The sequence below is a fragment of the Inquilinus limosus genome (assembly GCF_002195995.1).
GTDB lineage: Bacteria > Pseudomonadota > Alphaproteobacteria > DSM-16000 > Inquilinaceae > Inquilinus > Inquilinus limosus_C.
Genome location: NZ_NHON01000031.1, coordinates 25703 through 43651 on the forward strand (window position 1 = coordinate 25703; position 17949 = coordinate 43651).

Annotated in this window: 15 protein-coding genes; 4 read left to right on the top strand and 11 right to left on the bottom strand. The window is 69.7% G+C overall.

From position 1 onward, the window contains the following. The first annotated feature begins 23 nt into the window (after positions 1–23). A complete protein-coding gene (locus BWR60_RS17550) occupies positions 24–932 on the top strand; it encodes a LysR family transcriptional regulator (protein ID WP_088152320.1) in 909 nt (302 codons plus the stop codon). Between the two features lie 13 nt (positions 933–945). Here the strand turns inward: BWR60_RS17550 and BWR60_RS17555 are convergent, their stop codons facing one another. From BWR60_RS17555 to BWR60_RS17570, 4 genes are all read right to left on the bottom strand, one after another. Further along, entirely contained in the window at positions 946–2769 is a 1824-nt protein-coding gene (locus tag BWR60_RS17555; protein WP_218823566.1) for an ABC transporter ATP-binding protein, read from the bottom strand. Between the two features lie 422 nt (positions 2770–3191). Beyond that, complete coding sequence (locus BWR60_RS17560) at positions 3192–3806, bottom strand: hypothetical protein (protein WP_144445653.1); 615 nt, start codon at positions 3804–3806, stop codon at positions 3192–3194. Positions 3807–3947: 141 nt separating this feature from the next. After that, complete coding sequence (locus BWR60_RS17565) at positions 3948–4193, bottom strand: hypothetical protein (RefSeq protein ID WP_088152322.1); 246 nt, start codon at positions 4191–4193, stop codon at positions 3948–3950. 9 nt (positions 4194–4202) lie between these two features. Further along, positions 4203–4856 carry a peroxiredoxin gene (locus BWR60_RS17570; protein WP_088152323.1) on the bottom strand — a complete coding sequence of 218 codons (654 nt, stop codon included), beginning with the start codon at positions 4854–4856 and terminating at the stop codon, positions 4203–4205. A 165-nt stretch (positions 4857–5021) separates the two neighbouring features. Between BWR60_RS17570 and BWR60_RS17575 the strand changes: the two genes are divergently transcribed. Then, a complete protein-coding gene (locus BWR60_RS17575) occupies positions 5022–5588 on the top strand; it encodes an ankyrin repeat domain-containing protein (RefSeq protein WP_088152324.1) in 567 nt (188 codons plus the stop codon). Positions 5589–5931: 343 nt separating this feature from the next. Here BWR60_RS17575 and BWR60_RS17580 read toward each other — a convergent pair whose 3' ends face one another. Both BWR60_RS17580 and BWR60_RS17585 read right to left on the bottom strand, forming a co-directional pair. Next, positions 5932–9078: an efflux RND transporter permease subunit gene (locus BWR60_RS17580; RefSeq protein ID WP_275542388.1), complete on the bottom strand. Its 3147-nt coding sequence runs from the start codon at positions 9076–9078 to the stop codon at positions 5932–5934. Then, the gene (locus tag BWR60_RS17585; RefSeq protein WP_218823567.1) at positions 9075–10103 is read right to left on the bottom strand and encodes an efflux RND transporter periplasmic adaptor subunit; all 1029 of its coding nucleotides are present in this window, start codon (positions 10101–10103) and stop codon (positions 9075–9077) included. Before BWR60_RS17585 ends, BWR60_RS17580 begins: the two co-directional genes overlap by 4 nt. A 582-nt stretch (positions 10104–10685) precedes the next feature. On the opposite strand from BWR60_RS17585, the gene BWR60_RS17590 reads away from it, so the two are divergent. After that, on the top strand, positions 10686–11321 hold the full coding sequence (locus BWR60_RS17590; protein WP_034835062.1) for a TetR family transcriptional regulator: 636 nt from the start codon (positions 10686–10688) through the stop codon (positions 11319–11321). A gap of 37 nt (positions 11322–11358) precedes the next feature. Here the strand turns inward: BWR60_RS17590 and BWR60_RS17595 are convergent, their stop codons facing one another. The 5 genes from BWR60_RS17595 to BWR60_RS17615 form a co-directional block, all read right to left on the bottom strand. Further along, positions 11359–11727, bottom strand: coding sequence for a helix-turn-helix domain-containing protein (locus BWR60_RS17595; RefSeq protein ID WP_088152326.1), 369 nt, complete (start codon positions 11725–11727; stop codon positions 11359–11361). A gap of 56 nt (positions 11728–11783) precedes the next feature. Further along, positions 11784–12899 carry a glycosyltransferase gene (locus BWR60_RS17600; protein WP_088152327.1) on the bottom strand — a complete coding sequence of 372 codons (1116 nt, stop codon included), beginning with the start codon at positions 12897–12899 and terminating at the stop codon, positions 11784–11786. Next, positions 12899–14512 (bottom strand): glycosyltransferase family 39 protein, encoded by a 1614-nt coding sequence (locus BWR60_RS17605; RefSeq protein ID WP_179221819.1) that lies wholly within the window; start codon positions 14510–14512, stop codon positions 12899–12901. The genes BWR60_RS17600 and BWR60_RS17605 overlap by 1 nt, the downstream gene beginning before the upstream one ends. A gap of 137 nt (positions 14513–14649) precedes the next feature. Then, positions 14650–15513, bottom strand: a complete 864-nt coding sequence (locus BWR60_RS17610; protein ID WP_179221820.1) for a 4-(cytidine 5'-diphospho)-2-C-methyl-D-erythritol kinase — start codon at positions 15511–15513, stop codon at positions 14650–14652. A 2-nt stretch (positions 15514–15515) separates the two neighbouring features. Further along, complete coding sequence (locus tag BWR60_RS17615) at positions 15516–17222, bottom strand: tetratricopeptide repeat protein (RefSeq protein ID WP_088152329.1); 1707 nt, start codon at positions 17220–17222, stop codon at positions 15516–15518. A 204-nt stretch (positions 17223–17426) separates the two neighbouring features. Between BWR60_RS17615 and fabA the strand changes: the two genes are divergently transcribed. Next, complete coding sequence (fabA, locus tag BWR60_RS17620) at positions 17427–17942, top strand: 3-hydroxyacyl-[acyl-carrier-protein] dehydratase FabA (RefSeq protein ID WP_230983088.1); 516 nt, start codon at positions 17427–17429, stop codon at positions 17940–17942. Positions 17943–17949 lie beyond the last annotated feature (7 nt).

Consider the following 17949-nt stretch of genomic DNA (forward strand, 5'->3'; position numbering starts at 1 on the left):
TTCGGAGATCTGGAACAATTCGGATGGACCGGCTGGATGCGATGCGGCTGTTCCTGCGGGTGGTCGAGCGGCGCAGCTTCTCGCTGGCGGCGCAGGATCTCGGCCTGCCGCGGTCGACCGCGACCGAGGGGGTCAAGCAGCTGGAGGCGCGGCTGGGCGTGCGGCTGCTGCAGCGGACCACGCGGCAGGTCCGGCCGACGCTGGACGGCGAGGCCTATTACCAGCGCTGCCTGTCGATCCTGGCGGATATCGAGGAGGCCGAGGCCGCCTTCACCGGCGCCAAGCCGAAGGGGCTGCTGCGCGTCAACGTGCACGGCATCCTGGCCCGGTCCTTCATGATGCCCGGCCTGCCGCACTTCCTGGCCGAGTATCCGGACATCCAGATCCATTTCGGCGAGGGCGACCGCTTCGTCGACCTGGTGCGCGAGGGGGTGGATTGCGTGCTGCGGGTGGGCCAGCCCGCCGACAGCACGCTGATCGGCCGGCGCATCGCGGTGCTGGCGGAGGGCACCTTCGCCAGCCCGGCCTATCTGCGGCGCTTCGGCACGCCGCGCACGCTGGACGACCTTGAGAGCCACCGCATGGTCGGCTTCCTGTCGTCGGCCACCGGCGCGCTGCTGCCGCTGGAGTTCACGGCCGACGGCGTCCCGCGCCAGGTGACGCTGCCGGTGACGGTGTCGGCGGCCGGCGCCGAGATCTATTTCGCCGCGGCCCGGCTCGGGCTCGGCCTGATCCAGCTGCCGCGCTACCGCCTGGTCGACGACCTGGCGGCCGGAACCATGGTCGAGGTGCTGGCCGACACACCGCCCGCCCCCTCCCCGGTCTATGTGCTGTACCCGCACAGCCGGCAGCTGTCGCCGCGGGTGCGGGTGTTCATCGACTGGCTGGCGGCGGAGTTCGCGGCCCGCCTGCCCTCGGCGGAAGGCGGATAGGGCGGGAGGCGGCCTATGCCGCCGCCTCCTCCTGGCCGTCGAGCAGCCCCATCGCCTGGTGCTCGAACAGCTCGCGGTAATGGCCGCCCTCGCGCTTCACCAGCTCGGCATGGGTGCCCTGCTCGACGATCCGGCCGCGGTCGAACACCAGGATGCGGTCGACCTTCTGCACGGTCGACAGCCGGTGGGCGACGATGATCGTGGTGCGGCCGACGATCAGCTTCTCCACCGCCGCCTGGATCAGCGATTCCGACACGCTGTCCAGGCTGGACGTCGCCTCGTCCAGGATCAGGACCGGGGCGTCGGCCAGGATGGCGCGGGCCAGGGCGACGCGCTGGCGCTCGCCGCCCGACAGCTTCACCCCACGCTCGCCGACCAGCGTGTCGTAACCCTGCGGCAGCCGGGCGATGAAGTCGTGGGCATAGGCCTGCCGCGCCGCGTCGACGATCTGCTCCATCGTCGCGTCGGGCCGGCCATAGGCGATGTTCTCCGCCAGGGTGCGGTGGAACAGCACCGGCTCCTGCGGCACCAGGGCGATCTGGCGGCGCAGGCTCTCCTGCGTTACCCCGGCGACGTCCTGGCCGTCGATGCGGATGGCGCCGCCGTTCAGGTCGTACAGGCGCTGCACCAGCTTGACGAAGGTGCTCTTGCCGCTGCCGGAATGGCCGACCAGGCCGATCCGCTCGCCCGGGGCGATGGTCAGGGAGAAGCCGTCATAGATCGGCTCCTTCTGCCCCTGGTAGCGGAAGGTGACGGCGTCGAAGTCGATCCGCCCGGCCGCGATCTCGATCGCCGGCGCCGCCGGCCGATCCTCGACCCCGAGCGGCTGGTCCATGAAGTCGACCAGCTCCTCCATGTCGTTGACCGCGCGCTGCAGGTTGCGGACATGCATGCCGACGCCGCGCAGATAGCCATGGATCAGGGCATAGGTGCCGAGGATGTAGGTGATGTCGCCCGGCGTCGCCATGCCCCGGCCCCACAGCCACAGGCCGATGCCCAGCACCATGCCGTTCAGCCCCACCATGATCAGGTTCTGGGTGGTGCCGGAATTGGTGCCGCGGTGCCAGGTGCGGATGGTGCGCTGGCGCCAGGTCTCGACCGTGCGGGCGATGAAGGCGTCCTCGCGCCGCTCGGCGCCGAAGGTCTTCACCACGGCGTTGCAGCCGATCGAATCCGCCAGGTTGCCGCCGAGCTTCGAATCCATCTCGTTGGCCAGCCGCGCCGCCGGGGCGACGTAGCGCAGCACCAGCACCAGGCTGACCAGCAGGAACAGGGCGACGCCGCAGGCCACCGCCGCGCCCATCAGCGGCCAGCGCGCGGCCAGGAGGGCGGTGGCGCCGAGCAGCACCAGGATCGACGGCAGCAGCTCGACCAGGATGACGTCGTTCAGCAGGTCCATCGCCCAGGTGCCGCGGTTGATCTTGCGGACCGTGGAGCCGGCGAAGCTGTTGGCGTGCCAGTCGGTCGAGAAGCGCTGGACGCGCCAGAACGCCTCCTGCGTCATCGCCTGCATGATCCGGGTGGTCAGCCGGATGATGGCGCGGAACACGGTGTCGCGCAGCGCCACATAGACGATGCCGAGCCCGATGATGGTCAGCAGCGCCGCCAGCGCCGCGTCATAGCCGCCGGGGCCGGAGGCGATGGCGTCGACCATGCGGCCGGCGAAGATCGGCAGCACGACGTCGATGCCGGTCGAGGCCAGCACGCCGCCGGTCGCGACCGCGATCTGCAGCGGATGGCGGCGCCAATGGCCGTAGCTGAAGCGCAGCACGCGCGCGAGGGGATTCTGAGGGGTGGTCTGGTTGGTGGTCTGGTTGGTGGTCTGGTCTGGCGCCACGGTCGTTCCGACACCGCCGAAGCGGCATCCTCCCGGCTGAACGGTTCAGGCGAATCGGCGTGGACGAGGCCCGGTGCCGACGGCGATCTGAGGGTTTCGGGGTGGACGCTTGGGCGGTTCAGGCCATCGGGCGTCCTGGGCGGGGTCCGGAGGCCCCCGGGGCCAGACCAGCCGGGAGCGCGGAGGCGGACCTACCTAATGACGGAGGTCCGGGGAGCTGACGATGCGTGTCGATGCCACTGCAACTCCCCCTCTGCCGTTTCGTGGACGCCCATTCCTCCCGCCGCGACCGGCGGGGAGGTTCTTGATACCAGCGACAGAATGTTTCGGCAAGCCGTCATGGGAAGACTGTCCGGCCGAAACGAGAAAGGGCCGCTGGCGCGGCCCTTTCCGGATGGATCGGCAAAAGAGAAAGCTGGTGCTTACGGCTTCTTCTTCGGCTTGACGGCAGGGGCCGCCGCAGCCTTGTCGGTCGGCGCCGCCGCGGTCTGGGTCTTGGCCCCGACCTCGTTGTAGCGCGCGTGCAGAAGCTCGTAGGACTTGTTCAGATAGTCGTCCAGCTGCTGCGGGGTGTACGTCACCACCTCGGCGAACTGGTCCTTGCGCGCCAGGCAGTAGGCGCCCTGGGTCATCCGCTGCATGCGCTGGGACTCGTCATTCGCCATCTTGGTGCGGTAGGTGTCGAACAGCCGCGCGCCGTTGCCCTTGTTGTACTTGCCGAGCAGCTTGCCGAGCTTGTCCTGGGTGTCCAGGATCCGGTCGTCATTGTTGACGACCCATTGGCTGAACGTCCGGAAGATGATCGGATCGTTGAACTCTTCCTTGCAGCTCAGCCCGGTGACCATCATCTCGGTCTGCAGCTTGACCAGCAGGTCGTAGCGCACCTCGGTCGGCGTCAGCTGCGCCTTGGGCGGTAGGTTGGCCGGCTGGTAGTTGCCGACATCAGGGAACAGGCCCCCCGTCTGCGGCTTCGGCGGCGCTTCCTGGCAGGCCGCCAGCGCCATGGCGGCCAACGCGGCCGCGGTAAAACCCTTCATCGTCCTCATCGGTACCCCCGCAGATCCATCCGCCCGCACTCTAGCGCAGAAGCCGGGCCGACAGAATCCGAAATGCGACCCAGCTGATATGGTGCTTCAAGGGAAAGCCATATCCCATTGTGTTGCATCAGTAAAGCGCGATCAGTCCTGGCTCAGCTCCAGGGCCTCGACACCCAGCTCGGTCAGCCGCCAGGACGGATCGGCCGCGTCGGGGTCGAGGCAGGCGACCAGCTTCGCCCGGCCGGTCTCGCGCAGGGTGGCGCGCACCCGCCACAGCGGCAGGTCGGCCGCCTCCGCCAGCCGCGCCGCGGTGTGCGGCTCGGCCAGCAGGGTCAGGCTGCGCTTGGCCACCTCGGTCAGGGTGCCGTCGGGGTTGATGCAGGCCATGGGCTCGGATCAGCCCTTGATCCCGGTCTGGCAGTACCAGAAGTCGGTGTAATCGTAGCCGCCCTTGGCCCGCGCATCGGCATCCTCGATCGTGCGCGGCGCCGGCACGATCACCTTGTCGCCCGGGCGCCAGTCGGCCGGGGTCGCCACCTTGTGCTTGTCGGTGGTCTGCAGCGCGTCGATCAGGCGCAGGATCTCGTCGATGTTGCGGCCGGTGGTCAGCGGATAATAGATCATCGCCCGCACCACCCCGGTGGGGTCGATGACGAAGACGCAGCGGCTGGTCTCGGTGCCCGACTGCTCCGGCATGATCATGCCGTACAGCGTGGCCACCCTGCGGTCGCCGTCGGCGATCACCGGGAACGGGATGCGGGTGCCGAACAGCTCCTCGATCCGCTTGGTCCAGGCGAGATGGGCGTAGATGCTGTCGATCGACAGGCCCAGCAGTTCGACCCCGCGCTCCTTCAGCGCCGGGGCGATGCGGGCGAAGGCGACGAACTCGGTGGTGCAGACCGGGGTGAAGTCGGCCGGGTGCGAGAACAGCACCACCCAGCTGCCCCGGAAATCCTCGAGCGCCAGGCGCCCATGCGTGGTCTCGGCCTCGAAGGACGGCGCCACCTGCCCGAGGCGGGGCAGGCTGGGCAGGGGGGATGTCTCGGTCATGGCGGACCTCACTGATGACGGCGGTGGCGACGGCGTTGCCCAAGGATAATCCAGCCGCGCCGCCGGGGCCAACCGGCTGGCCCGGGCGCCGGGCGCGGTATAAGCTCGCGCCCGGGCCTGCATGACCTGCGCCCGCACGACCTGCGGATCTGCTGGAGGGATCGGATGAAACGAGGCGCCCGCATCGCGGCGGCCGCGGCGCTGCTTCTCACTCTCGGCGGCCCCGCCATGGCCGAGATCGACGTCTTGCGGCGGGCGCCGGAGCTGATCCAGGCGGTCGATGCCAACGATGTCGCCAAGGTCCGCACGCTGCTGCTGAGCGGGACGCCCCCGAACGCGACCGATCTCAATGGCCGCACCGCCCTGGTGATCGCCGCCCGCGACGGCCGCACGCCGATCGTGCGCGAGTTGCTGCGCTTCGGCGCCCAGCCCGACCAGGTCGATTCGATCGGCAACACGCCGCTGTTCTGGGCGGCGGACACCGGCGACGCCGATGTCGTTCGCGCGCTGCTGGACGGCAAGGCCAATCCCAACCGCGCCAACCGCCAGGGTATCACCCCGCTGATGGCGGCGGCCCGCGACGGCAACCTGCCGGCGGTGGAGGCGCTGCTGGCCGGCGGCGCCAACCCACAGCTGCGCGACTTCACCGGCCGCTCCGCCCTGGGCTGGGCCGAGACCAGCCGGTCGCGCGCGGTGTCGGCCCGGCTGCGCAAGGCCGGCCTGTCGGACTGAGGGCAAGCTAAAGCAATCGGGTGAGCTGGCTCCGCCGGGCTCGATCAGTTGCCTCTCTCGCCAAACGAGACCTCTTCACAACATCCATCCCTCGACGTCATTGCGAGGAGGCGAAGCCGACGAAGCAATCCAGGGGCCGGTGCGCACCGGCCCCTGGATTGCTTCGCTGCGCTCGCAATGACGGTGTTCGGAATTCTGAAACGATCTCGCCACGCGGGAGAGGCAACGGATGCGACGGACGGGGCGCGGGTTGCGGTCCGCGCCCCGTCCGGTTAGGAGTCCCGGTCGTCGAGGGGCAGCAATGACGACCGGGACCGAGGCGGGGCCGTGGGGCGGCCCCGTCTCACGGATGCTCCGCCTGGGGGAAGGCGGGCCCCGCTTCCGTGTCCGGCTTCTTGCGATCGCGCCAGGCGATCAGCCGGTAGAACATCGGGATGAAGAAGGTGGCGATGACGGTGGCGGCGAGCATGCCGCCGATCACGCCGGTGCCGATCGAGTGGCGGCTGGCCGAGCCGGCGCCGCTGGCGATGGCCAGCGGCAGGCAGCCCAGGATGAAGGCCAGCGAGGTCATGACGATCGGGCGGAAGCGCAGCTTCGCCGCCTCCAGCGCCGCGTCGAAGGCGCTCATCCCCTCCTCGCGCTTCAGCACCGCGAACTCGACGATCAGGATCGCGTTCTTGGCGGCGAGGCCGATCAGGGTGACCAGGCCGATCTGGAAGTAGACGTCGTTCTGCAGCCCGCGCAGCCACACCGCGACCAGCGCCCCGAACAGGGCGAAGGGCACGGCGGTCAGCACCGCGATCGGCAGCGACCAGCGCTCGTACTGCGCCGCCAGGATCAGGAACACCATGATCAGGCCGAACAGCAGCGCCTGGTTGCCGGAGCCGCCGGCCGACTGCTCCTGGAAGGCCGAGCCGGTCCAGGCCAGGGCGTAGCCGCTGGGCAGCACCTCCTTGGCCAGCTGCTCCATCGCCGCGATCGACTGGCCGGAGGAGTAGCCGGGCGCCGGGCCGCCCATGATCTTGGCCGCCGGGAAGATGTTGAAGCGCTCGACCTGGTCGGGACCGACCACCCGGTGCGCCTTGACCAGCGCGTCGATCGGGATCATCGCCCCGCCATCGGCCCGGACGAAGACCTGCTTCAGATCCTCCGGCCGCTGGCGGAAGCTGCCCTCCGACGCCAGGCTGACGCGGTAGTTGCGGCCGTACAGCGTGAAGTCGTTGACGTAGAGGCTGCCGAAGGTGGCCTGCATCGCGTCGAAGATCGACGAGATCGGCACGCCCAGCGCCCGCGCCTTCTCGCGGTCGACGTCGAGCTTGTATTGCGGGATGGCGATGTTGAACTGGGACCGCACGCCCGCCAGGTCCGGCCGCTTGGCCGCGGCGTCGACCAGCTTCTGCGTCGCCGCGGCCAGGGCCGGATAGCCGGCGCCGGTGCGGTCCTGGACATAGGCCTCGAAGCCGCCGGTCGTGCTCATGCCCATGATCGGCGGCGGGTTGAAGGCCAGCACCATCGCGTCCTTGATGCCGGCATTCATGCCCATGAACGGCCCGGGCAGGTTGCGCGCGTCGAGCGCCGGGTCGGTGCGCTGCGACCAGTCCTTCAGCGGCACGAAGATGATGCCGCCATAGGTCTTCTGCGCCGCCGACAGCAGGTCGAAGCCCGGCACGTCGATGCTCTCGCTGACCGCCGGATGCTTCAGGATGTTCTGCGTCGCCTCGGACAGCGCCTTCTCGGTCCGCTCCAGCGAGGCGGCGGGCGGCAGGAAGGCGGCGACGAGCAGGTAGCCCTGGTCCTCGTCCGGCACCAGCGACCCCGGGATCTTCTGGAACAGGAATCCCGCCACCCCGGCAAAGCCGGCGAACAGCAACAGGCCGATGGTGAAGCGCTTGAGGAAGAAGCGCACGCCCGTGGTGTAGGCCGCGGTGATGCCGTCGAACACCCGGTTGAACCAGCGGAACGGCCGGGCGGGCTCGTGATGGCCGGGCTTCAGGATCAGGGCGCACAGCGCCGGGGTCAGCGTCAGCGCGACGATGCCGGAGATGGTGACCGACACCGCGATGGTGACCGCGAACTGCCGGTACATCTCGCCCGCCAGGCCGCCCATGAAGGCGACCGGCACGAACACGGCGCACAGCACCAGCACGATGGCGATGACCGGGCCCGAGACCTCGTCCATCGCCTTCCGCGCCGCCTCCTTCGGCGGCAGCTTCTCCGTGCGCATGATGCGCTCGACATTCTCGAGCACGACGATGGCGTCGTCGACGACGATGCCGATGGCCAGGATCAGGCCGAACAGCGTCAGGAGGTTGATCGAGAAGCCGAGCATGTACATCCCGGCGAAGGTGCCGAGGATCGAGATCGGCACCGCGATCACCGGGATCAGCGTCGCCCGCAGATTCTGCAGGAAGACGAAGACCACCAGCACGACCAGGACCATCGCCTCGATGAAGGTCTTGATCACCTCGTCGATCGACACCTCGACGAAGCGGGTGGTGTCGTAGGGGATGGCGTAGGTGATGCCGTCGGGGAAGGCCTGCTTCAGCTCCTCCATCCGCGCCTTCACCCCCTCCGCCGTCTCCAGCGCGTTGGCGCCGGGCTGCAGGTAGATGCCGATCGCGGCGGCCGGCTTGCCGTTGTAGTTGGCGGCGGAGTTGTAGGCCTGGGCGCCGAGCTCGACCCGCGCCACGTCCTTCAGCCGCAGCGTCGCCGCGTTGCTGTCGGATTTCAGGATGATGTTCTCGAAGGCCTCGGCGTTCGGCAGGCGGCCGTCGGTCGTCGCCGAATAGGTGAAGGCCAGGCCGTTCGCGTCCGGCTCCTCGCCGAAGCGGCCGGCGGCGAACTGGGCGTTCTGCTCCTGGATCGCGGCGGAGACGTCGCTGGGCGTCAGGCTGTACTGCGCCAGCTTGTCCGGCCGCAGCCAGATCCGCATCGAATAGTCCTTGCCGGCGCCGAACAGCGTGGCGTCGCCGACGCCGGGCACGCGCTTGAGGTCGTCGATGACGTTCAGCAGCGCGTAGTTGTTCAGGTAGATCGGGTCGTACTGGCCGCTCTCGTCATGCAGGATCACCGCCTGCAGGATCGAGCTGGACTTCTTGTCGACCCGGACGCCGGTGCGCTGCACCTCCTGCGGCAGGGTGGGCAGCACGCGCTGGACGCGGTTGTTGACGTTGATCGTCGCCTGGTCGGGATCGGTGCCGATCTTGAAGGTGACGGTCAGCGTCATGGTGCCGTCGCCGGTATTCGTCGACCGCATGTACAGCATGTTGTCGACGCCGTTGATCTGCTGCTCCAGCGGCGCGGCGACGGTCTGGGCCACGGTCTCGGCGCTGGCGCCGGAATAGCTGGCCGAGACCGTGACCTCGGGCGGCACGATCTCCGGATACTGCGCGATCGGCAGCACCCGCATGGCGACGAGGCCGGCCAGGGTGATGACGATCGAGAGGACGGCCGCGAAGACCGGCCGGTCGATGAAGAAGCGGGAGATCACGGGGCGGCCTCCGCGACCTTGGCCTCGGACGGGCGTACCGGGCTGCCCGGCCGGACCTTGATCACGCCCTCGGTGATGATCCGGTCGCCGCCCTTCAGGCCGCTCTCGACCAGCCAGCCGCCCTCGACCTCGCGGCCAAGCGTCAGCGGCCGGGCCTCGGCCTTGTTGCCCTCGCCCAGGGCATAGGCGAAGGGACCCTGCGGGCCCTGCATCACCGCCACCTGCGGCACCACCACGCCCTGCTTCAGCGTCAGGCCGCTGACCGTGACCCGCACGAACTGGTTCGGCATCAACAGGCCCTGGGCATTCGGCAGCACGGCGCGGGCGCGGATCGTGCCGGTCTGGTTGTCGACGATGCTGTCGGTGAAGTTGATGGTGCCGCCCTGGTCGTAGACCCGCCCGTCGCCGAGCTTCACCGTCACCGGGAAGCGGCGGTCCTTCGGCCCCTCGGCCTTGCCCTCGTCCAGCAGCCGCCGGATCTCGGCGAAATCGGCGTCGCTGAAGGAGAAGCTGACATAGGCCGGGTCGAGCTGGGTGATCCGGGTCAGCAGGCCGTTGGCGCTGATCAGGCTGCCCTCCGGCACCTCCTCGATGCTCGTCATGCCGCCGAGCGGCGCCGTCACCGTGGTGTAGTCGAGGTTCAGCTGTGCCGTCTTCAGCTGCGCCTGGGCGGCGGCCACCGCCGCCTCGTCGGTGCGCACCTGGGCCGCGGTGTCGTCGCGGTCGCGCTCCGACCCGGCGCGGGAGGCGAACAGCTTCGCGGCCCGCTCGGCATTGATCCGGCTGTTGGCCAGCTGGGCCTGGGCCTGCTGCAGCTGGGCCTGCACGCGCGCCACCTCGGCCTGGTAGGTGGCCGGGTCGATGCGGAACAGCTCCTGCGCCTCGGTCACCCGCGCGCCTTCGGTATAGTCGCGCTTCAGCAGGATGCCGCCGACGCGGGCGCGCACCTCGATCTCGCGGAAGGCCGACACGCGGGCGGCATAGGTGTAGGTCAGCGGCACCGGCCCGGCCGACACCTCCTGCACCGTCACCTCGGGCGGCGGCGGCGCGGATTGCGTCTGGGCCTGGGCTTCACCGGTGTTTTCGTTGCAAGATGCAAGAATCGGCGCGGCGGCCAGGGTAGCGGCCAATGCGACGGCGCGAAGAGAAGACGTCGTGATCACGGTGACCGCACCTTTGCCTGAGAGTTTTTTGCACTGCACAACAAATTCTGACGACGGCGACGAGTGCGGGGTTGATTTACATACATTCTTGAATGTATGTATTGGGGATGCAGACGAACCCCTCAACATTTCACCGAGCCCCCATTCCGCCATATCGGCGCACCCCCAGAATGCCTGCTCCTGGCCGCCTGGGCAATGGCGGAGGCCGAGCCGACGTATTAAGATTTGTTATCGGGAGAGACGCGGCAACCGGTCCCCGGAAAGACGGATTCGTGTCGGGGGACACCCCGGATTCCGGATGGCTGAGCTCACGACAACCCCTTCCCGCTGTCGGATTTTTTTGCGCCGCACACACCCCGGGGCCTCCGGAATGTCAGGCAGGGATGGACTTATATACATACTCGAACGTATGTAAAGAGAAAAAAGGGGGAGAGGGATAGAGACATGGCACGCCGCACCAAGGCCGAGGCGGAAGAGACCCGGCAGAAGATTCTGGACGCAGCGGAGCGGCTGTTTTTCGTGGACGGGGTGTCGCGCACCTCGCTGGAGCTGATCGCCAACGCGGCCGGGGTGACCCGGGGCGCCATCTACTGGCACTTCAAGAACAAGGTCGAGCTGTTCGAGGCGCTGCACGAGCGCGTGAAGCTGCCGGCGGAGGACATCGTCGAGCGGGCGATGGCCGATGGCCATCCCGACCCGCTGGGCCTGATCGAGCAGGCGACGGTCGAGAGCTTCATCGCCCTGACCGAGGATGAGCAGCGGCAGCGCGTCTTCACCATCCTGACCTGCCGCTGCGAGTATGTCGGCGAGATGCTGGCGGCGCTGGCGCGGCAGCGCGAGGCGCATGACCACATGCGGGCGACGATGAACCGGGCCTTCGGTGCGGCGCAGGAATCCGGACGGCTGAGCCCGGCCTGGCCGCCGGAGGTGGCGGCCAGCACGCTGACCTGCCTGATGGTCGGGCTGATGGTCGACTGGATCCGCTTCGGCCGCCGCTTCGACCTGGTCGAGACCGGCACCCGCAGCGTCGGCGAGCTGTTCCGCTCGTTCCGGCGCGAGACCGAGCCGGCGCTCTGCTGAGAGGCATGAGTGCCGGCCTTCGGCCGGCACTCATGCCTCAGGCGAGGTCGTCGAGGCGGACCCCGAGCGCATCCGCGATCTTGCGCAGGGTCGAAACCGTGCCGTCGCGCTTGCCGCCTTCGATCTGGCTGATGTAGGCGGCGCTGACATCCGCCTTGGCGGCAAGCTGATGGGCACTGAAGCCGCGGTGTTCGCGCCAGACCTTCACCGCGCTCTCGCCGGCCAGCAGACGATCGACCATGGCGGAGGGCAGGAGTTCCTCCTCGCCGGCCGCCAGCTTCCGCTCGAACTCGCGGACGATCGCGGAGTCCGCCGCGTCCTCTGCAGCCTCCGTCAGCCGACGGAACTCGGCTTCGGGGAGGACGGCGAAACGTCCGGCTGGGGTGTCGATGTACTGGACGTTCATGGCTGTCTCCCACCTGGCCGTTTGGCCTCGCGACCAGATCGTCGAAGCAGGCAGCCCTACTCCCCCGCCGCCTGGGTCCGGGCGCGGCCGCGCTTGCTCCAGGTGAAGGTCGAGGTCACGCCGAAGTTCCAGACCGAGGACAGGGCGGCGCCGAGGAAGCTGGCCAGGGCCCAGGGCACGCTGCGCTCGAACAGGAACTCCGCCACCTGCAGGTTGATCAGGGCGCCGATGGCGCAGGCGGCGTAGAAGGACAGGAGGCCGCGCAGGAAGTCGCGCCCGCGCAGCTGCTTGTCGCGGTAGGTGATGCGGTTGTTCAGCGCGAAGTTCGAGGTCATCGCCGCCACGGTCGCCACCGCCTGGGCCCAGTAGAAGTCCCAGCGGAAGGCGTGCAGGAACAGCCCGACCAGGGCCAGCTGCACCGCCACGCCGGACAGCCCGACCATGACGAACAGGATGAAGCGCGCCGGGATCGTGCCGCCCAGCAGCTTGTCGAAGATCAGCATCAGGAATTCCAGGCTGACGGCGAAGTCGAGCTTGCTTTCGCCGCTGAGCCGGCTGCGGAAGACGAAGGGCAGCTCGGCGAAGCGCAGCGGGCGCCCGGCCGAGGCGAAGATGTCGAGCAGGATCTTGAAACCCTGCCCGTTCAGCCGGTCCGCGACCTCCTCGATCAGCGGCCGGCGCAGCATGAAGAAGCCGCTGAGCGGGTCGGTCAGCTCCTTCGGCACCACCATGCGGGCCAGGCGGATGCCGAGGCCGGACAGGCGCTCGCGCTTCTCCGAGAAGGTGCCGAGGTCGCTGCCCGGCAGGAAGCGGCTGGCGACGACGATGTCCAGCGTGTCGGCCTTCAGCCGCGCCAGCATCTTCGGCAGCAGCGTCTCGTCATGCTGCAGGTCGGCGTCCATCACCGCGAGATAGGGGGCGCCGGTCGCCATCATGCCCTCGACCGAGGCCGAGGACAGGCCGCGCCGGCCGATCCGCTTCAGGCAGCGGACATTGTCGCGGGTCTCGGCGATCTTGTAGACCGCCTCGGCCGTGCCGTCGGTCGAATCGTCGTCGACGAAGATCACCTCCCAGGCGATCCCGGCCAGCGCCGCGTCGAGCAGCTCGACGAGGCGACCAACATTGCCGACCTCGTTCAGGGTCGGCACCACCACCGCGAGCTCGTAGCGCATCACTTGGTGGCCATCCAGGGCGCGCCCGGCGGCAGCGGCAGCGGCCAGGGCGCCTTGAAGCCGCGCGCGGTGTAGACATGCAGGGTCAGCTCGGCTCGGCCGCCGCGATGGACGATGATGTCCGGCTGCGGCTCGACCGAGGCGAAATAGGGCCGCCAGCGCTCGTCGAAATCCTTCAGGAACTCCTCCTGGCCGATGATCACCGCGTCATGGCCGGCGAAGTCCATCTGGTTCCAGCCGAAGGCCAGGTTGCGCGGGTCGCGGCACAGGCACAGCACCGGCAGCCGGTCGCCGAGCTGGACGTCGATCTTGCCGGTCTGGTGCCATTGGGTGCCGACCACGAACAGGCCGGGCTGATCGTACCAGCCGCGCTCCCGCGCCGCGGCGCGCAGGTCGGTCCAGTCCAGCCCCTCCAGCGTCGGATCGTGCTCGAGATGGGCCCGGTCGAGATAGGGCAGGGCCCGCATCCAGCCGGTGGCGGCGTGGCTGCCCAGCACCACCAGCACGACCACCGTGGCGACGCCCGAGGCCTTGAGCCAGATCCGGGCGGCGCGGCTGCCGTTCTCCAGCCACCGCGCCGTGGCGGCGCCCAGCAGCGGGAACAGCAGCAGGTAGCCCGGCGCCTGCCAGTGGAAATGAGCGCCGATCTTCGCCCAGGAGGCGACGGCGGTGAACAGCACGATCGGGATGATGGCGAGGCTGACCAGGAACCAGCCGCGCAGGTCCTTCGGGCCGCGGATCAGGCCGGCGACGAACACCCAGATCATCGGCAACCAGACCCAGGGCAGGAGCCAGATCGCCTGGCCGCCGATGTTCTGGGCCAGCCAGTCGGGCCGGAACCGCCCGCCGGAGCTGCGGCCGCCCTGGAACAGGAACGACACCCACTGGTTGTCGTCGTTCCAGATCAGCACCGGCGAGAAGATCGCGAAGGCGATCACCACCGCGATCCAGGGCGCCGGATGCAGCAGCCAGCGGCGGCGCCCCCGCGTGGTCAGCAGGAACAGCAGCAGCCCGGCCATCATCAGCGAGGCGTGGTACTTCGACAGCAGCGCCAGGCCGAAGCAGGCGCCGGCGGCCAGCCACCAGCCCCAGGCGGCGCCGCGCGACAGCGTCTCCGGCTCCGGCACCACCACCCGGGCGGTACAGTACGCCGCGGCCAGCAGGAACAGGAACAGCGGCCCGTCCGGCTGTACCCAGCTGCCGACGCTGAGGAAGAACACGGCCGACAGGTTCAGGAGCAGCGCCGCCCACACCCCGGCCCAGGCACCGAACAGATACGCGCCCAGCCGGTACATCAGCCAGGTCGAGACACCGAACATCAGCACATAGGGCAGGCGCAGCCACAGCTCGGCATCGCCGAGGCCGATCATGGCGTGGGTGATCCACAGGAACAGCGGCGGCTGGTCGAAATAGCTGAGCGCCCAGAACCGGGCGGTGGCGACGTAGTAGGATTCACCGTTGCCGTAGCCGAGCGCCCAGGCCAGGGCGAGCCGCAGCAGCCCGCCCAGCAGGATCAGCCAGAAGATCGCCCCCTGGGGGGTATCGAGCCGCAGCCAGCCGGCGGATCCCGAGGATCCGCGCCGGGCGGACGCGGCGGAAAGAGCGTCGGTCATCCGCATTCCCAGCAGCCGCCCGGGGGGACGGGCTGCGCCTGTCGACCGCGCGGACCGGAGGGTCCCGCGCGACCGCGCTTCATACCAGCACGGGCCCCGGCCGGCCAGCGTCGATCATTTCGGAAGCCTGCGACGGGTTAGAGCAGCGCCGCGGCGGCGGCCCACCAGCCGCGCCCGGCCAGCGCCGCTTCGGCCGCCTTCGCCGCGGCCGGCGTCTCGAACAGGCCGAAGCAGGTGGCGCCGCTGCCCGACATCCGGGCCAGGCGGCAGCCCGGCTGCGCCGCCAGCGCCGCCAGCACCTCGCCGATCACCGGCACCAGGGATGTCGCCGGCGCGGCCAGGTCGTTGCCGCGCCCGGCCAGCAACGCGCAGAGCTGCTCCAGCGTCGGCTTGGCCTCGGCGAAGCGGGCCTCGGCCGAGAAGCCGCCGCGCCGGGCCCGGAACACATCGGGCGTCGACAGCGGCACGCCGGGATTGACCAGCAGGATCGGCACCCCGGCCAGGTCCGGACCGGGCTCCAGCCGCTCGCCGACGCCGCCCAGCCAGGCGGTGCGGCCGGCCAGGCAGACCGGGACGTCGGCGCCGAGCCCGGCCGCGACCTCGAGCAGGCGCGGGTCGGCGGGCGCGAGGTCCCAGAGCGCGGCGAGGCCGCGCAGCACCGCCGCGGCATCGGCCGAGCCGCCGCCGATCCCGGCCGCCACCGGCAGCCGCTTGTCGAGGGTGACGGCGATGCCGTCGGGCCGCCCGGTCGCGGCCGCCAGGCGCCGCACCGCGCGCAGCGCCAGGTTGTCGTCGCCGGGCGGGATGGCGCCGGCGAAGGGCCCGGTCACGGTCAGGCCCGGCGCCGCGGCCGGCTCCAAGGTCAGCCGGTCGCCGACATCGGCGAACACCACCAGGCTGTCGAGCAGGTGGTAGCCGTCCGCGCGCCTGCCGACGACATGGAGATACAGGTTGACCTTGGCCGGCGCGGTGCCGGACCAAGCCTTGCCGGGCTGCGTCACGATCAGTTCGACTTGACCGGGGCCGAGGCTTCCTGGGCGGGCAGGCCGTTGGCCAGCTTGGCCTCGATCTTGTCCTTCGGCGGGTCGCCCTCGGTGGTGCGCAGCGCCGCCTCCCACTGGTAGCGCGCCTCCAGCTTGCGGCCGACCCGCCAATAGGCGTCGCCGAGATGGTCGTTGATGGTCGGGTCCTCGGGCTTCAGCGAGATCGCCTTCTCCAGCGTCTCAACCGCCTTGTCCATCTGGTTGGTGCGGTAATAGACCCAGCCCAGGCTGTCGATGATGTAGCCGTCATTCGGCGACAGGTCGACCGCCTTGCGGATCAGATCCTCCGCCTCCTTCAGGTCCTTGCCGCGGTCGAGCAGCGAGTAGCCGAGATAGTTCAGCAGGTTGGCGTGGTCCGGGTTCAGCCCGATGGCGCGGCGCAGATCCTGCTCCGCCCGGTCGAAGCGGCCGGCGCGCTCCAGCGCGATGCCGCGGCGGTACAGGAAGGTCCAGTCCACCTCCTCCAGCCGCTTCTGCCGGCGGGCGGCGTCGTCATAGGCGACGACGGCGGAGGCGAAGTCCTGCTTCGCCCGGTACAGGTCGCCGAGGCGGAGATAGCCGGCCTGGCTGTCCGGCCGCTCCGACACCAGGTCGGAGGCCAGCGCGATGCCCTTGTCGAACTGCTCCAGCCCCTCATAGGCCAGGGTCTCGCGCACCCGCGCCATCCAGCCGGCGGGGGTGCCGTCCGGCAGCGATTCATAGGCGGCGATGGCGTTCTGGTACTGCTCCTGCCCGGCCAGCACGTCGCCCAGCAGGATCTGCGCCACCGGGAAGTCCGGCCGCAGATAGAGGGCGAGGCGGGTGTAGATCAGCGCGGTGTCGCCGCCCTGGGCCTCGCGGTCCTGGCTGACGGCGCTGGCGATGTAGAACAACGCCTCGGCCAGCCCGTCGGACGGGCTGCCGATGATCGGCTGCGCCCGCTCGCCCTTGTCCAGGCGCTGGATCGCCGGCTCCAGCAGCAGGTTGTCGCCGTTCTGGTCGGTGAAGCTGCGATAGACCTGCCGCGCCTTGTCGCGCTGGCCCTCGCGCTGATAGACGCTGGCCAGCCCCTCGACCAGCCGCACCGTGCCGCCCATGTCGCCCAGCGCCTCATAGGCCTGCTGGGCGCCGTCGAGATCACCGAGATAGTCGAGGATCAGCGCCTTCTGGATCGACCCCAGCGCGTCCGGCCGCTGCTGCTTCAGCAGCGGGTCGAGGCTGGACAGCGCCGCCTTGCCGTCGCCGGCGCCGACCCTGAGCCAGGCGGCGATGATCGGCGTGATCGACTTGGCGGTGCCCGCCGCCTCCATCGACTTCAGCCGGTCCAGGGCGCCGCGCCACTGCCCGGCCTTGGCGTCGCTCAGGACCAGGGTGATGCGGACCAGCTGGTCGGCGGTGTCCGCCGTGTCCAGGCGCCGGGCCAGCTTGGCGGCGCCGTCGACATCGCCGCCGGCCAGCGTCAGGGTGAAGCTACGCCGCAGCAGCGCCAGGTTGTCCGGGTCCGCCGCCAGCACCTGGCTGAAGAAGCGGCCGGCCGCCGACAGGTCGCGCGCGGCCAGCGCATGGGTGCCGGCAAGATAGGCGCCCGAAAGGGTGCGCGGATCGTTGGCGGCCTCGGCGGCCGGCGGCCGCAGCACGGCCGTCGCCGCGACACAGGAGGCCAGAAGGGTCGTCCGCCAGACGGTCATGCGCGCGTCCAATTCCGCCGAAAGGTGCCGTGATCCCCCGAAGCTAGGGTGCCGGACGGCCGCAGGCAATGCCTGTTCGCCGCGACCATTGGGCCCATCTTAGTGTTGAGAGCCCGACAGCGCGCCCGGCTCGCACTTGTGCCCATCCGAAAAAACGCTACAGTCGCGCGCGTCGGTAAGACCATGGAAGGCGCCAACGCGGCCGTGACCGGTAAATCCAGCTACACCTACGAAGACCTGCTCTCCTGCGCGCATGGCGAGCTGTTCGGCCCTGGCAACGCCAAGCTGCCGTTGCCGCCCATGCTGATGATGGACCGGATCACCACCATCAACGACAACGGCGGCGCCTATGGCAAGGGCGAGGCCGTGGCCGAGTTCGACATCCGCCCGGACCTGTGGTTCTTCGCCTGCCATTTCGAGAACGACCCGGTGATGCCGGGCTGCCTGGGCCTGGACGCGCTGTGGCAGCTGACCGGCTTCTTCCTGGGCTGGACCGGGGCGCCGGGCAAGGGCCGGGCGCTGTCGACCGGCGAGGTCAAGTTCACCGGGCAGGTGCTGCCCGACGCCAAGCTGGTGACCTACCGCCTGGACCTGAAGCGGGTGATCAACCGCAAGCTGGTGCTGGGCATCGCCGACGGCAGCGTCGCCGTCGACGGCAAGATCATCTTCGAGGCCAAGGATCTGAGGGTCGGCCTGTTCACCTCGGCCGAGGCGTTCTGACGAACCG

Coding starts and splice junctions, on each gene's coding strand:
- BWR60_RS17550 (WP_088152320.1), top strand. CDS start 24: ATGGACCGGCTGGATGCGATGCGGCTGTTCCTGCGGGTGGTCGAGCGG.
- BWR60_RS17560 (WP_144445653.1), bottom strand. CDS start 3,806: ATGAAGGGTTTTACCGCGGCCGCGTTGGCCGCCATGGCGCTGGCGGCC.
- BWR60_RS17575 (WP_088152324.1), top strand. CDS start 5,022: ATGAAACGAGGCGCCCGCATCGCGGCGGCCGCGGCGCTGCTTCTCACT.
- BWR60_RS17570 (WP_088152323.1), bottom strand. CDS start 4,856: ATGACCGAGACATCCCCCCTGCCCAGCCTGCCCCGCCTCGGGCAGGTG.
- BWR60_RS17600 (WP_088152327.1), bottom strand. CDS start 12,899: ATGCGCTACGAGCTCGCGGTGGTGGTGCCGACCCTGAACGAGGTCGGC.
- BWR60_RS17615 (WP_088152329.1), bottom strand. CDS start 17,222: ATGACCGTCTGGCGGACGACCCTTCTGGCCTCCTGTGTCGCGGCGACG.
- BWR60_RS17595 (WP_088152326.1), bottom strand. CDS start 11,727: ATGAACGTCCAGTACATCGACACCCCAGCCGGACGTTTCGCCGTCCTC.
- BWR60_RS17590 (WP_034835062.1), top strand. CDS start 10,686: ATGGCACGCCGCACCAAGGCCGAGGCGGAAGAGACCCGGCAGAAGATT.
- BWR60_RS17605 (WP_179221819.1), bottom strand. CDS start 14,512: ATGACCGACGCTCTTTCCGCCGCGTCCGCCCGGCGCGGATCCTCGGGA.
- BWR60_RS17565 (WP_088152322.1), bottom strand. CDS start 4,193: ATGGCCTGCATCAACCCCGACGGCACCCTGACCGAGGTGGCCAAGCGC.